Origin of the sequence: Variovorax sp. OK605 (assembly GCF_900115445.1) — a bacterium.
In the GTDB taxonomy this organism is placed as follows: domain Bacteria; phylum Pseudomonadota; class Gammaproteobacteria; order Burkholderiales; family Burkholderiaceae_C; genus Variovorax.
In genome coordinates this window covers 108,701-124,409 of the sequence record NZ_FOWL01000019.1, presented here as the reverse complement: position 1 = coordinate 124,409, position 15,709 = coordinate 108,701, and the positions used below count along the sequence as shown (strand labels likewise).

The 15,709-nt window shown below is 67.8% G+C and carries 13 protein-coding genes and 2 tRNA genes; 5 read left to right on the top strand and 10 right to left on the bottom strand.

Annotation, left to right across the window (positions count from 1 at the left end; genetic code table 11):
- Positions 1 to 8: 8 nt before the first annotated feature.
- Together BM013_RS34045 and BM013_RS41465 are read right to left on the bottom strand one after the other, a co-directional pair.
- Positions 9 to 85, bottom strand: a tRNA-Leu gene (locus tag BM013_RS34045).
- 95 nt (positions 86 to 180) lie between these two features.
- The gene (locus tag BM013_RS41465) at positions 181 to 357 is read right to left on the bottom strand and encodes a hypothetical protein (protein WP_177206456.1); all 177 of its coding nucleotides are present in this window, start codon (positions 355 to 357) and stop codon (positions 181 to 183) included.
- A 191-nt stretch (positions 358 to 548) separates the two neighbouring features.
- Between BM013_RS41465 and BM013_RS34040 the strand changes: the two genes are divergently transcribed.
- Together BM013_RS34040 and BM013_RS34035 are read left to right on the top strand one after the other, a co-directional pair.
- Positions 549 to 1,988 (top strand): DUF2314 domain-containing protein, encoded by a 1,440-nt coding sequence (locus BM013_RS34040; protein ID WP_177225644.1) that lies wholly within the window; start codon positions 549 to 551, stop codon positions 1,986 to 1,988.
- A complete protein-coding gene (locus BM013_RS34035; RefSeq protein WP_093133440.1) occupies positions 1,985 to 2,824 on the top strand; it encodes a hypothetical protein in 840 nt (279 codons plus the stop codon). The genes BM013_RS34040 and BM013_RS34035 overlap by 4 nt, the downstream gene beginning before the upstream one ends.
- Before the next feature lie 16 nt (positions 2,825 to 2,840).
- On the opposite strand, the gene BM013_RS34030 is transcribed toward BM013_RS34035, so the two are convergent.
- Both BM013_RS34030 and BM013_RS34025 read right to left on the bottom strand, forming a co-directional pair.
- Positions 2,841 to 3,254, bottom strand: a complete 414-nt coding sequence (locus tag BM013_RS34030) for an SEL1-like repeat protein (protein ID WP_093133437.1) — start codon at positions 3,252 to 3,254, stop codon at positions 2,841 to 2,843.
- Positions 3,255 to 3,382: 128 nt separating this feature from the next.
- Positions 3,383 to 4,441: a YeiH family protein gene (locus BM013_RS34025; protein ID WP_093133435.1), complete on the bottom strand. Its 1,059-nt coding sequence runs from the start codon at positions 4,439 to 4,441 to the stop codon at positions 3,383 to 3,385.
- A gap of 76 nt (positions 4,442 to 4,517) precedes the next feature.
- Here BM013_RS34025 and BM013_RS34020 point away from each other — a divergent pair, with 76 nt between their 5' ends.
- Complete coding sequence (locus tag BM013_RS34020; RefSeq protein WP_093133432.1) at positions 4,518 to 5,432, top strand: LysR substrate-binding domain-containing protein; 915 nt, start codon at positions 4,518 to 4,520, stop codon at positions 5,430 to 5,432.
- A gap of 15 nt (positions 5,433 to 5,447) precedes the next feature.
- On the opposite strand, the gene BM013_RS34015 is transcribed toward BM013_RS34020, so the two are convergent.
- The 4 genes from BM013_RS34015 to BM013_RS34000 form a co-directional block, all read right to left on the bottom strand.
- Positions 5,448 to 7,625: a TonB-dependent receptor gene (locus BM013_RS34015; RefSeq protein ID WP_093133430.1), complete on the bottom strand. Its 2,178-nt coding sequence runs from the start codon at positions 7,623 to 7,625 to the stop codon at positions 5,448 to 5,450.
- Positions 7,626 to 7,893: 268 nt separating this feature from the next.
- The gene (locus BM013_RS34010) at positions 7,894 to 8,709 is read right to left on the bottom strand and encodes a class I SAM-dependent methyltransferase (protein WP_093133509.1); all 816 of its coding nucleotides are present in this window, start codon (positions 8,707 to 8,709) and stop codon (positions 7,894 to 7,896) included.
- A 110-nt stretch (positions 8,710 to 8,819) separates the two neighbouring features.
- A complete protein-coding gene (locus BM013_RS34005) occupies positions 8,820 to 9,026 on the bottom strand; it encodes a YbdD/YjiX family protein (RefSeq protein ID WP_093133427.1) in 207 nt (68 codons plus the stop codon).
- 4 nt (positions 9,027 to 9,030) lie between these two features.
- Complete coding sequence (locus tag BM013_RS34000) at positions 9,031 to 11,109, bottom strand: carbon starvation CstA family protein (protein ID WP_093133424.1); 2,079 nt, start codon at positions 11,107 to 11,109, stop codon at positions 9,031 to 9,033.
- Between the two features lie 408 nt (positions 11,110 to 11,517).
- On the opposite strand from BM013_RS34000, the gene BM013_RS33995 reads away from it, so the two are divergent.
- Together BM013_RS33995 and BM013_RS33990 are read left to right on the top strand one after the other, a co-directional pair.
- Complete coding sequence (locus tag BM013_RS33995) at positions 11,518 to 13,875, top strand: TonB-dependent receptor (RefSeq protein ID WP_093133422.1); 2,358 nt, start codon at positions 11,518 to 11,520, stop codon at positions 13,873 to 13,875.
- Between the two features lie 83 nt (positions 13,876 to 13,958).
- Positions 13,959 to 14,726, top strand: a complete 768-nt coding sequence (locus tag BM013_RS33990; RefSeq protein WP_093133419.1) for a tetratricopeptide repeat protein — start codon at positions 13,959 to 13,961, stop codon at positions 14,724 to 14,726.
- Positions 14,727 to 14,815: 89 nt separating this feature from the next.
- Here the strand turns inward: BM013_RS33990 and BM013_RS33985 are convergent, their stop codons facing one another.
- Both BM013_RS33985 and BM013_RS33980 read right to left on the bottom strand, forming a co-directional pair.
- The gene (locus tag BM013_RS33985) at positions 14,816 to 15,340 is read right to left on the bottom strand and encodes an OB-fold protein (protein WP_093133417.1); all 525 of its coding nucleotides are present in this window, start codon (positions 15,338 to 15,340) and stop codon (positions 14,816 to 14,818) included.
- A 268-nt stretch (positions 15,341 to 15,608) separates the two neighbouring features.
- Positions 15,609 to 15,698 (bottom strand) — tRNA-Ser (locus tag BM013_RS33980).
- Between the last annotated feature and the right edge of the window lie 11 nt (positions 15,699 to 15,709).

Below are 15,709 nucleotides of genomic sequence, written 5' to 3'. Positions count from 1 at the left end.
TTGTCGTTTGGTGCCCCAGGGGAGACTCGAACTCCCAGAATTCCGCTTCTAAGGCGGACACGTCTACCAATTGCGTCACCGGGGCTGGATATGAATGAATGGTGTGAAATGAAAAACAAGAAAGGCCCGGAACCTTGCGGTGTCCGGGCCTCTGCTTGAGAGAGCTTGGGAGCTGTGCGCCTACGCGCTTGCTCCACCCGGTTGCACCTGATCCTGAACGTCGCATGCCCACAGGTTGGCCTGCAGTTCGGGCATCGGGCACGGATACTGATCGAGCGGCCACGCCGGCAAGGCGCACGCGAGTACCCGGCCCGATGCGGGGCGGAGGGTGTGGGTGCGGATGACGGCGGTGTTCACTGGATGTCCTGTTGCGTTGCTTGGTTTGCTTGCTTGCTTTGAATCGGGTTGCGGCCTGAACCGCGAATGAAGCGTACTGTAAATAGTCTTTACGCCATCGTCAACAACTTCGGCGAACTTTTTTTCAGCGTGTTTTTTGCCGCAACGAGAATGCGCACATCCGCAGCATCGAACACGTTCACACCATGCCCATGCCGAAGACACGCATCCATTGCATCGCATTCGCCGCGCTTGCTTTCTCGTTGAGCGCGGCCGCCATCGCCGCGACACCGACTGCGCAGCAACAACAACAGCAGGCCACCACGCAAGGCGCGAGCAAGGCCGTGCCCGGTGCGCCCGTGCCTGCAGGCTCGCCGCAGGTCGGCCCGGTCCATTTCCAGTTCGCCATCTACTACGCCAAGCCACCGGCGACCGACCCGCTGGCCGCACTGCGCGGCGCGCTGTCGAAACCTGGCGCCGGCCCCAGGTTGCTCACCGCGATGCCGACGCCTGCCATGGCCACCGAGCCCGTGGTCTACGCGAACTGGAACACCACCACCGTGCTGCAGGACTACCGCGCGCCGAGCATGGAGCTGCTGCAGCGCTTCGGCCGCGGCCTCTCGCGCGAGCAGGCGGAAGCATTGCAGAAGGCCGACCGCGCGCTGATCCTCGACTTCGCGCATCCGGCGCAGCAATCGACCGCCGCGATGCTGAAGGCGCTGCGGCTCACGCTGCAGGTGGCGCGCGACACCGGCGGCCTGCTGTGGGACGAGGAAACGCGCGAGGTCTTCACGCCCGACGAATGGCAGAAGCGCCGCATCGATTCATGGGCCGGCAACGTGCCCGACATGTCGCAGCAGACGATCATCCACGCCTACCGCAGCGACAGCCTCGTGCGCGCGATCACGCTGGGCATGTCGAAGTTCGGCCTGCCCGACGTGGTGGTGAGCGACTTCTCGTGGTCGAGCAACCGGCCGATGGGCCACCTGGTGAACATGTTCGCGCAGGCCATGGCCGAAGGCGCCACGCTGGCGCGCGCCGGCCAGTACGACCTGGACCTGCGCGCGCTCAGGCACGCGGCCGCGCGCGATCCGATGCTCGCGAGCCTCAAGCCCAACGCCGCGGCGGTGGCCAGGCTGTCGCTGGTCAACGGCAAGTGGGAAAACGGCGACCCGCGCAACCGGCTGTACGAGATCCGTTTCGATCGCTACGCCGGCCCCGACCGCTATGCGCAGCAGACCGCCATGCTCACCGCGGCCTTCGGCGCCGACGAGGACTCGGTCACGCGGCTCAAGCACAACGACGAGTTGCTGACGGCCAGCAAGGCCGCCAATGCGCAGTTGCCCAGGCTGCGCGACGTCTTCGCCAAGGGGCTGCAGCCTGGCGAGTACATCCTGGTGAAGGCGCCGTTCACCACGCGCGACGGCGGCAACGAATGGATGTGGGTCGAGGTGGCGAAGTGGAACGGCGACACCATCGAAGGCCTGCTGAAGAACGAGCCGGTCGATGTGCCCAACCTGCGCGGCGGGCAGATGGTGAAGGTGTCGCAAGCCAAGGTGTTCGACTACATGCGCCGCCACCCCGACGGGCGCGAGGAAGGCAACGAGACCACGAAGATCATCATGCGCATGCAGGGAGGCGCCAAGAAATGAGCACGCCACCGAAGAACCCGGCGCTGCAGCGCACCTACCTGCTGCTGGTTGCGGTGTTGGTGCTGGTCGGCTGCTGGGTAGCGCCCATCGACGCGCCGGCGCGCGAGCAGGTCAACGACGGACTGAAGCGCGCGTTGACCACCTTCGCCGCGGCGCGCGCGCTCGGCGCGGTGGTGTCGGTGGCGCAAGGCACGCAGGTCGATGCCACGCCGGGCGGCGTGGGCGTGAGCTTTGCGCCGGGGCAGGCACTGAAGCCGCTGAACGAACTCATCGAGCAGTTCGCGGCCATCATGCTGGCGGCGAGCGTGTCGTTCGGCATCCAGCTGATGCTGCTGAACATCGGCGCGCACCACCTCATGTCGTACCTGGTGAGCGGCGTGGCGCTGGTGTGGACCGTGTGGCGCTGGCAGCGCGGCCGATCGCCGCGCTGGCTGCAGTCGCTGCTGATCGGGCTGCTGCTGGTGCGCTTCGCGGTGCCGCTCGGCGCGGTGGCGAACGAGGGCCTCTACCGCGCGTTCATGGCCAACGACTACCAGGCGGCGCTGTCGGGCATCGAGAAGTCGCCCACCGCCGTGGTCGATGCCACGCAGGAAGCCCCCGTGGCGCAGGAAGGCTGGCGCGACCGCATCGAACGCTGGCTGCCGAAGCTGCCGAACCTGAAGGCGACCTACGACCAGATCCTGAAGTCGGCCTCCGACTGGGCCGAGCGCATCGTGAAGCTCATCGCGCTCTTCGTGCTGCAGACCATCGTGCTGCCGCTGGTGTTCCTGTTCGTCGCGTGGCGGCTGGCGCGCGCGGCGATCCGCGAGCCCGCCGTGCGGCCGGCTGCGGCATAGCGGCCGCACGCCGGCTTCATTCGCAAGCGTTTCTTCCGGCCGGCGACGCGCGCAGCCGGTTCAGCAAGGTCAGTTGCACCTTGGCGGTTTCGCTGCCCTGCGCCGCCGCGCGATGCATCCACTGGCGCGCCTCGCAGCGGTCGGCCTTCACGGCCATGCCGTAGAGCGTGGGCCCGGTCAGCAGCACCATGCCGAGCATCTCCTGTGCCTCGGCGTGGCCTTCGGTGGCGGCCTGCCTGAGCAGCTCGAGCATGGTGCGGTAGTCGCGATCGGCCTGCGCCTCGAGCGCCATCTGGTAGCGCTGCTCGGCCTGCACCTCGGCATCGGCGGGGTGCGCCGCACACAGCGCGGCCACCAGGCACAGCGTGCCCGACAGGACGATGCGCCAGCGCAGCGACCAACTGGCGATCTGGTTGAGTTCGGATGACATCGGCGTTCTCCACGAGTGACGTGGAAGCGATGGTCCCCCGGCCGCGCGATCGAGGGAAGCTGGAATTGGCGCAGGCCGCCTCAGTTGCCGCCTGAGGCTCGCACAGCAGTGGTCAGTACTTCAGCACTTCAGAACAGCGCCAGCACCGCCGCATTCACCAGGTAGCCGCCCACCGTGAGGAACACGAACAGCAGCGCCCCCAGCTTCAGCGGCTGCACACCGGCGCGGCGCAGGCTGGCGGCGCTGGTGCGCAGCCCCATCGCGGCCATGGCGGTGGCCAGCAGCAGCGTGTCGAACTGCACCAGCCCGGCCACCAGCGAAGCCGGCAGCACGCCCGTCGAATGCACCGCGCTCACCACGATGAACAGCACCGCGAACCATGGCACGCGCACCTGCTTGCAGCAGGCCTTGAAGCTGGTCGCGCCCTTCATCGACGCGGCCGTCTGGAACGACAGCCACATGAGGAACGGCGCCAGCATCATCACGCGCAGCATCTTCTCGACCACGGCCGCATTGGCTGCCGCGGGGCCGACGGCGTCGCCCACCGCCACCACCTGCGCCACCTCGTGGATGGTCGAGCCCGCGAACAGGCCGAAGGCATGTTCCGACAGGCCCAGGTACGGGAACACCAGCGGGTACAGCACCATCGACAGCGTGCCGAACACCACCACCGTGGCCACGGCGATCGACACCTTGTGCTCTTCGCCGCGCACCACGGGTTGCGTGGCCATCACCGCGGCGGCGCCGCAGATGGCGCTGCCGGCACCGATCAGCGCGGCGGTCTGCTTGTCGAGCCCCAGCCAGCGCGTGCCCACGTACACGGCGACGCTGAAGGTCAGTGCCAGCATGGCCGCGGCGATCAGCAGCCCGGGCCAGCCGACGGCGCCGATGTCGTGCAGCGAGATGCGAAAGCCGTACAGCACGATGCCCGCGCGCAGCAGCGTGCTGCGCGCGAAGTCGACACCCGCACCGGCGCGCGATGCCACCGAGGCGAACACGGTGTTGCCCGCGACCATGCCGAGCGCGATGGCCAGCGTGAGCGCGCTCAGGCCGAGCTGCGCCATCAGGCTCCACTGCGAGAGCAGCGCCGCCATGCCCGCGAGCAAGGCGGCCAGCAGCACGCCGGGGCCGCGGGTGCGAACGAAGGAGAAGCCGGGGAACGAAACGGAAGCGACTGGAGACTGCATGGGCCCGAGGTTAGAAACTGGCGCCACATGAGTCAAAGACATAAACTTCACCGATGCATGAATTGAAGTTATGGCAATGAACCTGCACCTGCTGCGCCTCTTCGTCGCCGTGGCGGAGGCGGGCAGCTTTTCACGCGCGGCCGAGGGGCTGTGGATCAGCCAGCCGGCGGTGTCCAAGGGCATCCGCGAGCTGGAGCACCAGCTCGACCTGACGCTGATCGAGCGCGGCACCGGCAAGGGCTTCAGGCTGACCGAGGCGGGCGCGTCGCTGCTCACGCATGCGCGCGGCATCTTCGCGATGGAGCGCACCGCGCTGGACGACGTGCGTGCGCGCGTGGGCGTGCAGCGCGGCAGCCTCACCGTCGGCGCGAGCACCACGGTGGCGAGCTACTGGCTGCCGCCGTACGTGGCGGGCTTCTGCGCGGCCTACCCGGCGGTGGTGCCGCGCGTGACGGTGGGCAACACGCAGTGGGTGTGCGAACAGCTGCTGGAGTGCCGCATCGACCTGGCGCTGGTGGAAGGCCGCGTCGACGAAGAGCGCCTCGAGGTCAGCGAGTGGAAGGCCGACCCGCTCGCCATCGTGGTGGCGGCGAACTCGGCGCTGCCGCGCCGCGCGGTCACGGCGAAGGTGCTGGGCGGGCAGAACTGGATATTGCGCGAGCCCGGCTCCGGCACGCGGCAGGCCACCGAAGCACTGTGCGAGGCCAACGGCATCGCCGCCCTGCCCTGGATGGAGATGGCGAGCAACGAGGCCATTGCGCGCACCGTGGCGAGCGGCGTCGGCCTGTCGATGCTGCCGCGCGTGGTGGTGGCCGACATGCTGGCGCTGGGCACGCTGCGCGAGCTGAAGCTGCCCGGCGCGGTGCTGTCGCGCCCGCTCTACCGGCTGGCGCTGAAGAACCGGCCGCTCGCGCCCGCGGCGCTCAAGATGGTCGAGTTGCTGGAGCGCAAGGGCGCGGCCTCGGCGCGCGCGCCCCGCGCGCCGGGCTGAACCACCGCCCTGCGTTCAGAACTTGGCGGTGAGCGCCACCTGCAGCTCGCGCCCGGGGCCCGGCATGATCAGGTTGTCCACGCTGCCGTGCGCCGACACGTAGTACTTCCTGTTGGAAATGTTCTTCAGGTTCACCGACACCTCGTAGCGCCCGGTCTTGTAGCTCGCGGCCAGGTCGGCCGTGACGTACGAAGGCAGCGTCACCAGGTTGCTCAGCGAGGCGTAGCGCGCGGCCACGTAGTTGACGCCGCCGCCGGCGCTCAGGCCGTTGCCCAGGTCTTTCATGAGCCACACGAAGGCCGAGTGGCGCGGCGTGAGCGGCGCGATCTTGCCCTGCACGGGAAGCGGCGCGCCCACCGGCAGCTGCAGCGAGCTCACGGTGGCCAGCGACTTGACCATGCGCCCGTCGAGGTACGCATAGCCCGCGCTGACGTCCCAGCGGCCCGGCAGCTTGCCGGCCAGCGCCAGCTCCATGCCGTTGGTGCGCTGCGTGCCGACGTTGATCTGCCGCGCCGGGTTGGCCGGGTCGGAGTTCTTGATGCCCGAGCGTTCCAGGTTGAACACCGCGGCCGTGAGGTTGAGCGCGCCGTCCAGGAAGTCGAGCTTGGCGCCGATTTCCTTGTTCACGGTGATCTCGGGGTCGTTGGCGGTGTTGCCGGTGGACAGCGCGAAGGTCTCGGCCGACGGCTGGAACGAGCGGCTGTACGACACGTAGTACGACTGCGTGTCGCTCGGCTGCCAGACCACGCCCGCGCGCGGGCTGAACTTGCGGTCGGTGCGCGACAGCGGCGCCAGCGAACGCTCGAACGAGGTGTCCTGTCCGAACACGTCGTAGCGCCCGCCGATCAGCGCCTTCCACTGCGGCGCCAGCGTGATCTGGTCCTGCGCGTAGAGCGCGGCGGTCTGGAAGCGGGAGTTGCTCGGGATCGCGCTGCTGGCCGTGTAGCTCGCAAGCGGAATCTGCCCCGGCGCGGCCATCGGGTTCAGGATGCTCACGCGCTCGAAGCCGGTGGCCGACGACACGGAATACGCCCGCTTGTCCTGCTGGCCGAACTCCGCGCCCACCAGCCACTCCTGCTTGAAGCCGCCGAGCTCGTTGCGCCAGGTGAGGTCGGTCTGGTTGAACCAGCTGCTCTCGTCGCGCAGGATGAAGCCGCGCGTGCGGCCCACGGTCAGGCGCACGGGGTCGGTGGTGCCGCTGGACAGCGTGTTGTAGCGGTCGAGCTTGTAGCTCGCGTAGCGCGTGGTGTTGCGCAGGCTCAGCGTGTCGCTGAAGCGGTGGTTCAGCGTGGCGGTGAACGACTGCACCTTGGTGGTGGTGGTGTCGTCGCGCTTGCCGAAGGCCGAGCCGTAGTAGGTGCCGATGGGCACGTTCACCGGGCGGCCGTTGAGCGCGGGAATGCCGAAGTCGGTGAGCCGCTGGTCGTAGGCGTTGGTGTACTGCAGCAGCAGGTCGGTCTGCGGGCTGAACTTGATGGCCAGCGACGGCGCGATGTTGTAGCGGTCGATGAACTGCTGGTCGCGGTAGCTGCCCGACTTCTCGCGCGCCACGTTGAGGCGCAACGCCATGTTCTCGCCGATGGGGGTGTTCAGGTCGGTGGTGAGCCGCTTGAAGTCGTGCGTGCCCAGGCCGAGCGTGACGTCGCCGAAGGCGCGGTCGAAGACCGGCTTCTTGGTCACGCGGTTGACCAGGCCGCCCGAGGAGCCGCGCCCGTACAGCACGGCGGCCGGGCCCTTGAGCACCTCGATGCGTTCGGTGTCCGAGAGGTCGCGGAAGTACAGCGCGTCGTCGCGCACGCCGTCGACGAACCAGTCGGCGATGGCGGTGAAGCCGCGAATGACCACCTGGTCGCGCTGGCCGTCGCCCGCGTTGAACGACACGCCGGGCGCGTTGCGCAGCGCGTCCTGCATGGAGGTCGCGCCCTGGTCGCGCAGCAGCTGCGCCGGCAGCACGTTGACCGCCTGCGGAATGTCGCGCAGCGGCGCGGAGCCCTTGGTGGCGGTGCTGCCGACGGACGGCGCGTAGCCGACGTCCTGCTCTGAGCTGACGGTGACTTCCTTGAGCGTGCTGGCTTCATTGGGTGCGGCAGCGCCACTTTGCGCTTGCGCCGCGCAATGCAGCACGGCCAGCGTGGCGACGAACAGGGGCTTGTGGCGCAGGCGAAGACGCTGCGCGCGCGAACGGACGGACATGGCTGATTACCCTCCAGGGCGATTTTTTTGGATTTGAAATCGCGAAGCGACACACGGCTCTCCACCGCTCGGATGGAGAAACCGGATGTGCCCTGCCTGGAATTTTCTGGGTTGGGTACCTTCACCGGCCCGCTCCGGCGCATGAGGCCGGGGCGTGTGGTGGCGAAGGGATCGCGTCGCGCGACCGGCGGATTCTAAGTGCGGCGGCCCGCGAAGCGCCTGCTGCAGCGGCTGCGGCGTGGACGCACCGCAACACTCATCGCAATACTCACCGCGCCACGGCGCGCGTCAGCAGGTAGTTCTGGTGCATCACGTTGTCGACGTAGTACGGCGCGGCCATGGCGTCGAACTCGGCCCGAAGCGCCGCCAGCTTCGGTGCATCGGCGGCCAGGCTCTCGACGAGCTTCTGCATGGGGCCGATCGAGCGCTCCATGAACATGCGGAAGTGCTCGATGCTCAGCGCGGGGTAGCGCATGATGCCGCGGTCGAAGAACGGCGCCTCGAAATGCGGCTCCAGGCGATGGGTGACGGTGGCCGGGTTACCCCATTGCGGCGGCGGCGACGCACCGGCGGGCGGCGGCGGCACGTTGCGCCCGACGAAGGCGAACATGCGCCCCACGAAATGCTCGGGCGGCCAGGTGGCGAAGGCCACGCGCCCGCCGGGCTTGAGCACGCGGCGCATCTCGGCAATGGCCACTTCGGCACGGGGCGCGAACATGTGGCCGAACTGGCTCAGCACCACGTCGAACGAGGCGTCGGGGTAAGGCAGCTTCTCGGCGTCGCCTTCGGTCCAGACGATGTCTTCCTGTTTCGAGATGCGGGCGTTGTCGCGCGCCAGTTCGAGCAGCTCGGGCGTGAGGTCGAGCCCCGTCACCCGCGCACCGCTTCGCGCCGCGGTGATGGCGACCACGCCGGTGCCGGTGCCGACGTCGAGCACCACCTCGCCCCTGGCGATCCGAGCGAACCTGACGAGGTGGCCGGCCACCGGCGGCGTGAACATGGCGGTGGGCGCAAAGCTCGCCCACGCCTCGCGCTGGCGCTTCTTGAACTCCGCGAACGGGTCCTGGGTCGTGTCGCGTTCCATGTCGCCCTCCATGCCGACCGCAATGCCGCGGAAGTGAGCGGAACTCTAGACCCGGCGGCCTCGCCGGAACAGCCTCGATCGGAAAGACGTGTAACGCGGCAATGCCGCGCTCAGCAGCAGCGCCCCTTCCCTGCCCCGTAGCGCGCCTCCAGGCGCTCGCGGAAGAAGGCTTCGTAGCTCATGGGCGCCCGGTCGGGGTGCGTGGCCGCCATGTGCGTCAGGTAGACGTCGTAGTCGGGCAGCCCGACCATGAGCCGCAGCGACTGCTTGAGCGAGCGCGCGATGTAGCGCCCGGCTTCCGGCAATGCGAGGGCCATGGCGTCAGTGCGCCGCGTGGGCCGCGCGCGCGGTGCCCACGGGTTCGAACGGCGTCTCGTGCGTGGTCGGGCGGTTGGCGGCGCGCGCGGCCAGGCAGGCCTTGATGCTGTACACCAGCACGCTCAGCACCACGAACATGAAGAGCGCGCACAGCGCCGCGTCGAGGCGGTCGTTGAACACGATGCGCGACATGGCCTCGGGCGTCCTGGCCGGCGCCACCAGCACGCCGTTGGCGATGCCGTCGGTGTACCTGGCCGCGTGCGAGAGGAAGCCGATCTTCGGGTCGGCCGAGAAGATCTTCTGCCAGCCCGCCGTGAGCGTGCAGGCCAGCAGCCAGGCCGCCGGCGCGGCGGCCACCCAGGCATAGCGCTCGCGCTTCATGCGGAACAGCACCACCACGCCCAGCAGCAGCGCCACCGCGGCCAGCATCTGGTTGGAGATGCCGAACAGCGGCCACAGCGTGTTGATGCCGCCCAGCGGATCGACCACGCCCTGGTACAGGAAGTAGCCCCAGGCCGCCACGCACAGCGCCGTGGCCACGAGGTTGGCCGGCAGCGAGTCGGTGCGCTTGAGCGCGGGCACGAAGCTGCCCAGCAGGTCCTGCAGCATGAAGCGGCCCGCGCGGGTGCCGGCGTCGACCGCCGTGAGGATGAACAGCGCCTCGAACAGGATCGCGAAGTGGTACCAGAAGGCCATCATGGCCTGCCCGCCGATCACCTGGTGGAGGATGTGGGCCATGCCCACCGCCAGCGTGGGCGCGCCGCCCGCGCGGCCGAGGATGGTGGTCTCGCCCACGTCCTTGGCGGTCTGCAGCAGCATCTCGGGCGTGATGACGAAGCCCCAGCCCGACACGGTGGCCGCCACCTGCTGCGCGGTGGTGCCGACCAGCGCGCCGGGGCTGTTCATGGCGAAGTACACGCCCGGCTCGATGCACGAGGCCGCCACCAGCGCCATGACCGCGACGAACGACTCGGCCAGCATGCCGCCGTAGCCGATGAAGCGCGCATGGCGTTCGTTGTCGAGCATCTTTGGCGTGGTGCCCGAGGAGATCAGCGCGTGGAAGCCGGAGACGGCGCCGCAGGCGATGGTGATGAACAGGAACGGGAACAGGCTGCCCGACCACACCGGGCCGTTGCCCTGCGCGAACTGCGTGACGGCCGGCATCTGCAAGGTGGGCATGACGAACACGATGCCGATGGCCAGCGCGATGATGGTGCCGATCTTCAGGAAGGTCGACAGGTAGTCGCGCGGCGCCAGCAGCAGCCACACCGGCAGGCTCGCGGCCACGAAGCCGTAGCCCACCAGCATCCAGGTGAGCGCCTTGCCGTCGAAGGTGAATAGCGGCGCCCACTCGGCGCTCTGGCTCACGGCCTGGCCGCCGAAGATGGCCAGCATGAGCAGCACGAAGCCGATCAAAGACACCTCGCCGATGCGCCCCGGACGGATGTAGCGCAGGTACACGCCCATGAAGAGCGCCACCGGAATCGTCGCGGCCACCGTGAAGGTGCCCCACGGCGATTCGGCCAGCGCCTTCACCACGATCAGCGCCAGCACCGCGAGGATGATGATCATGATCATGAAGGTGCCGAACAGCGCGATCATGCCGGGCACCACGCCCATCTCCTGCTTGACGAGGTCGCCCAGCGAGCGGCCGTCGCGCCGCGTGGAGATGAACAGGATGATGAAGTCCTGCACCGCGCCGGCGAACACCACGCCGGCCAGCACCCACAAGAGCCCGGGCAGGTAGCCCATCTGCGCGGCGAGCACCGGGCCCACCAGCGGGCCCGCGCCCGCGATGGCCGCGAAGTGGTGGCCGAACAGCACGTTCTTGTCGGTCGGCACGTAGTCCAGCCCGTCGTTGTGGCGGTGCGCGGGCGTCTTGCGGTTGCCGTCGAGCCCCAGCACCTTGTCGGCGATGAACAGGCTGTAGTAGCGGTAGGCGATGAGGTAGGTGCAGATCGCGGCGGCCACCACCCAGAGGGCGTTGACGCTTTCACCACGGGTCAGGGCCACGGTGCCGAGCGCGAATGCGCCGACCACGGCCACGACCAGCCACACCAGATGGCGGCGGATGCTGTGCATGCGGTTGTCTCCAGTATTGAACCCGCCGAGTTTTCCCGGGCGCGCGCCGGGGCGCATCCGTCGGACCGCGCGGGACGGGTGCGTGGCTTTGCGTAATGGAAAACCCGGGCGGGCGCCTGGAGACGCCTGCGCGTGGCAGCTTTCCGGGCGACGTTGCTTCGTCGCAACAGATGGCGCGATCACCGCGCACCTACCTCACAACGCGTGCCGTTGTCTTATCTCCACAACAAAGTTCGATGCACTTTTGCAAACCAAAGGTAAAGCTCAATCTAAATCGAATTGCGAGTAATTATTATTCCCGTTGCCGCGCAAGACCACAAAACGCCATTGCACCACCGCGATCTTCCTGCCGTCAGAGGGCGGGAGCGCTTCGCAGGTACGCGGCTTACGCAACCTGGAGGAATCCGAATGAGCTACATCCGAAGTCGCAAGCACTCGCCTGCGCGTTACATTTCCGGCCGCACGGCCACCACCGCCACCCTCGTGGCCATCGGCTCGGTGGGCGCAGTCCACGCACAGACGCTCAACGAAGTCCGCGTCGAAGCGGCGGGCGACTACAAGGTCGAGCAGTCGTCGTCTTCCAAGATGACGGCCCCGCTGCTGGACACGCCCAAGTCGGTGACCGTGATCCCGCAGGAAGTGATGACGCAGATCAACGCCACCACGTTGACCGAGGCACTGCGCACCACGCCGGGCATCACCTTCGGCGCCGGCGAAGGCGGCAACCCGGTGGGTGACCGCCCGTTCCTGCGCGGCTACGACAGCCAGGCCAGCACCTACGTCGACGGCCTGCGCGACATCGCGCCCAGCACGCGCGAAGTGTTCAACCTGGAATCGGTGGAAGTCATCAAGGGCCCGGACTCCAGCTCCGGCGGCCGCGGCGGTGCCGGCGGCACCATCAACCTGTACAGCAAGACGCCGAAGAACGAGAACTTCTTCACCGGCACCGTGGGCCTGGGCAGCGACAAGTACCGCCGCGAGACCATCGACCTGAACCGCACCTTCGGCGAGAGCGGCGCGTTCCGCCTCAACGTGATGGACTTCAGCGCCGACGTGGCGGGCCGCAACGGCCCGAACAACAAGCGCTGGGGCATCGCGCCTTCGGTGACCTGGGGCCTGAACACGCCCACGCGCGTGACCCTCTCGTACTTCCACATGCAGACGGACGACGTGCCCGATGGCGGCGTGCCCTACAGCCTGCCCTCGTCGTTCCCCTCGGCCGGCGTGGTGAAGCTCCAGCCGACCTACGGCGGCAACCGCGACAACTGGTACGGGGTGACGGGCCGCGACTTCCGCCAGGACAAGTCCGACGCGCTGACCCTGCAGGTCGAGCACGACATCTCGCCCGAGATGAAGTTCCGCAACATCACGCGGCTGACCAAGTCGAGCATGAACTACATCTGGACCCAGCCCGATGACAGCCAGGGCAACGTGGCGCGCGGACTGGTGTGGCGCCGCTTCAACGGCAGCATCCGCGACATCGACACCTTCGCCAATGCGTCGGAGCTCACCGGCAAGGTCCAGACCGGCAGCGTGAAGCACAGCTACACGCTCGGCCTGGAACTGTCGCGCGAGAAGGCCGACAACGACAGCTACACGCAGCTCAACAGCGCCTACACGGCCCAGCAGAAGTGCCCCGGCGGCGCGGGCGTTCGCTCGAGCTATGTGTGCACCAGCCTGTTCTATCCCACGCCGGACGATCCGTGGACGGGCACCTTCGTGCCGAACAACAACCCGACCAGCTACCGCACCGACACCGCGTCGCTGTACAGCTTCGACACGATCGAGCTGACGCCGCAGTGGCTCATCAACGGCGGCCTGCGCCTGGACAGCTACAAGACCGAGCAGACCAACCCCTATGCCACCACCACGGCAGCCGGCGGCCTGAGCCTTCCGGTCATCACGAGCCCGTTTCGCCAGGAGCTCAAGCGCAACGACACGCTGCTGAACTACCAGCTCGGCGTGGTCTACAAGCCGGCAACCAACGGCAGCATCTACGCGTCGATCGGCACGTCGTCCACCCCGGCCGGCAACTCGCTGGGCCAGGGCTCGGAGTCGCAGACGCTCAGCGCCACCGTGGGCGGCGTGGCCAACACCGCGCTCGACCTGAAGCCCGAGAAGAACCGCAGCATCGAGGTCGGCACCAAGTGGGACTTGCTCGACCGCAAGCTGTCGCTGACCGGCGCGCTGTTCCAGATCGAGACCACCAACGCCCGCATCACCAACCCGACCGACGGCAGCGTCACGCAGGCGGGCGACAAGCAGGTGCGCGGTCTCGAACTCGGCTTCTCGGGCAACGTCACGCGCCAGCTGCAGATCTTCGGCGGCTACACGCTGATGAACAGCAAGGGCAAGAACCTGGGCCTGTCGAGCACGACCGACGCGCGCAATCGCACCGTCTACGTGCAGAACGCCGCCACGGACCAGCCGTTCCCGAACACGCCGAAGCACAGCGCCAGCATCTGGGCGACCTACAAGCCGACGCAGGACTGGACCATCGGCCTGGGCGCCTACTACCAGAGCGAGGTCTACGGCGGCTATGCCTACGCGGCCGGCACCGGCGGCGCGACGCTGATCAAGCGCGGCGTGCCGGGCTACACCCGCGTGGACGCCATGGTCGGCTACAAGGTCAACAAGAACTTCAACCTGCAACTCAACGTGCAGAACCTGACGGACAAGACCTACTACGCCACGGCCTACTCGACCCACTATGCGAACCTGGCGCCCGGCCGCTCGGTGACGCTGATGGGCAGCTTCTCGTTCTGAAGCTGAGCAGCCAGAACCCCAGGAATCCGTCTCGCGGGCCTTCGCCTTCGAGGCGGATTTTTCACGAATTCATCGCGACCTCCATGACAAGCACAGAGCATCGCGTCTTCCCCAATGCGGCCGACCTTGCCGCCATCGGCAGTGCCCAGTGGGAGACGATCCTGAAAGGGCTGCCGGCCCAGGCCGCGACATGGATCGCGGCCGCGGCGCGCGCGAACAACGCGGACGCACAGGCCGTGCTGGGCCAATGGCTGCTCGACGGCCGTGGCATGGCACGCAACGAAGCGGCCGCATACGGCTGGTTTCAGCGCGCGGCCGCGCAGGGCCATGCAATGGCCAGCAACATGGCGGGCCGTTGCCTGGAGCACGGCTGGGGCACCGCGCAGAACGACCAGGCGGCGCTCGCGCACTACCGCCAGGCCGCGCAAGCCCGGTTGGACTGGGGCATGTACAACCTGGCGAACATGCTGGCGACGGGCCGCGGCGCGGCCATGGACCAGCGCCAGGCGTTCGAGTGGTACCAGCGCGCGGCGGACCTGGGCCACGCGCGGTCCATGAACATGGTGGGACGCTACCTGGAAGAAGGCCTGGTGGTCGCGCAGGATTCCGCGCGCGCCTTCGCGTGCTATCGCACGGCCGCCGAGGGCGGAGATTTCCGGGGCCAGTTCAGCTACGCGAGCATGCTGGTCGAGCAGGGGCGCGTCGACGAAGCGGTCGGCTGGTTCGAACGCATCGCCGACTCCGCGCCTGCGGTGCACAGAGAGCGCATCGCCCTGCTTCTGTCGGGATCGCCTGTCGCGGAGATACAGGCTGTCGGTGCGCGGCTGGCGTCGGACGACAAGACCGGTTAGCCCGGCGGCATTGCGAATCCGGCCGATTCACGCGGCTGCTTGGCGCACGGAGCCTCGTCTTGCTCCGGCGCATCCGCGCTTGCTGTTCGCTATTGGCTGATGGTGTCGCAAACCGCCAGCATCACCCCGCCGATGAGCATCCCATCGCCCTGACAGAGCACGCGCAGCTTCTGTCCCTTCGTGAGCGCCCCCGCGGCATCTGCGGCGGACACGGTCTTCATCGAGACGAGCTTGGCGTTGTTTTCCATGCCGGTGATCACGGCCACCGTCTTGTCCAGACGCACGCTGTTGGGCATGAACTGGTTGTCGGAACGCACCATCACCACGATGTTGCCGAACGCATCCTTGCGCACGGATTCGACCGTCGCCTTCACGAAGAGGTATTTGCCCTTGTACTTGCTGTCCGCCGCGACTTCGTTCGCGCGGTATTCACGTCCGAGCGAAACGCTGTCGACCTGCGCCAACCTCTTTGCGTCGAGATCCGCGGTCAGGCGGCGGACAAATTTTTCCGTCTCCGGCGAGTCGAACGCAGCCTTGTCAGCAGCGATGGCCGGGGCGGCAATGCAGAGTGCCGCGAGGACGGCGAGGAGCGGACGGAATCTAACGGTCGTCATGGATCAGGAAGAAAGGCCTCAAGGGCGCGGGTGGCGAAGCAAAGTTCGGAGGGACCGTTGCGAGGCGGGTCTCATCGTGCACCCAAGGGCTTCTGATGCCGTGCGACGACAACAGGAACGCCTGGCTTGTTGGCTGGTGTTGCCTGGGCAGATGCGACTTCGGTGGTGGCCGATGGACCCGACGCCGGCCACCCAAAGGACCGACGCCTGACCTCACCCGGATATCGACACGAACAGGCAAAAAAATAGCCCCTTGCGGGGCCATTCTTGGAGGAGAGGGAGGGATTCGAACCCTCGGTACTATCGCTAGTACGCCTGATTTCGAGTCAGGTACATTCGACCACTCTGCCACCTCTCCGGTGTCTGTCG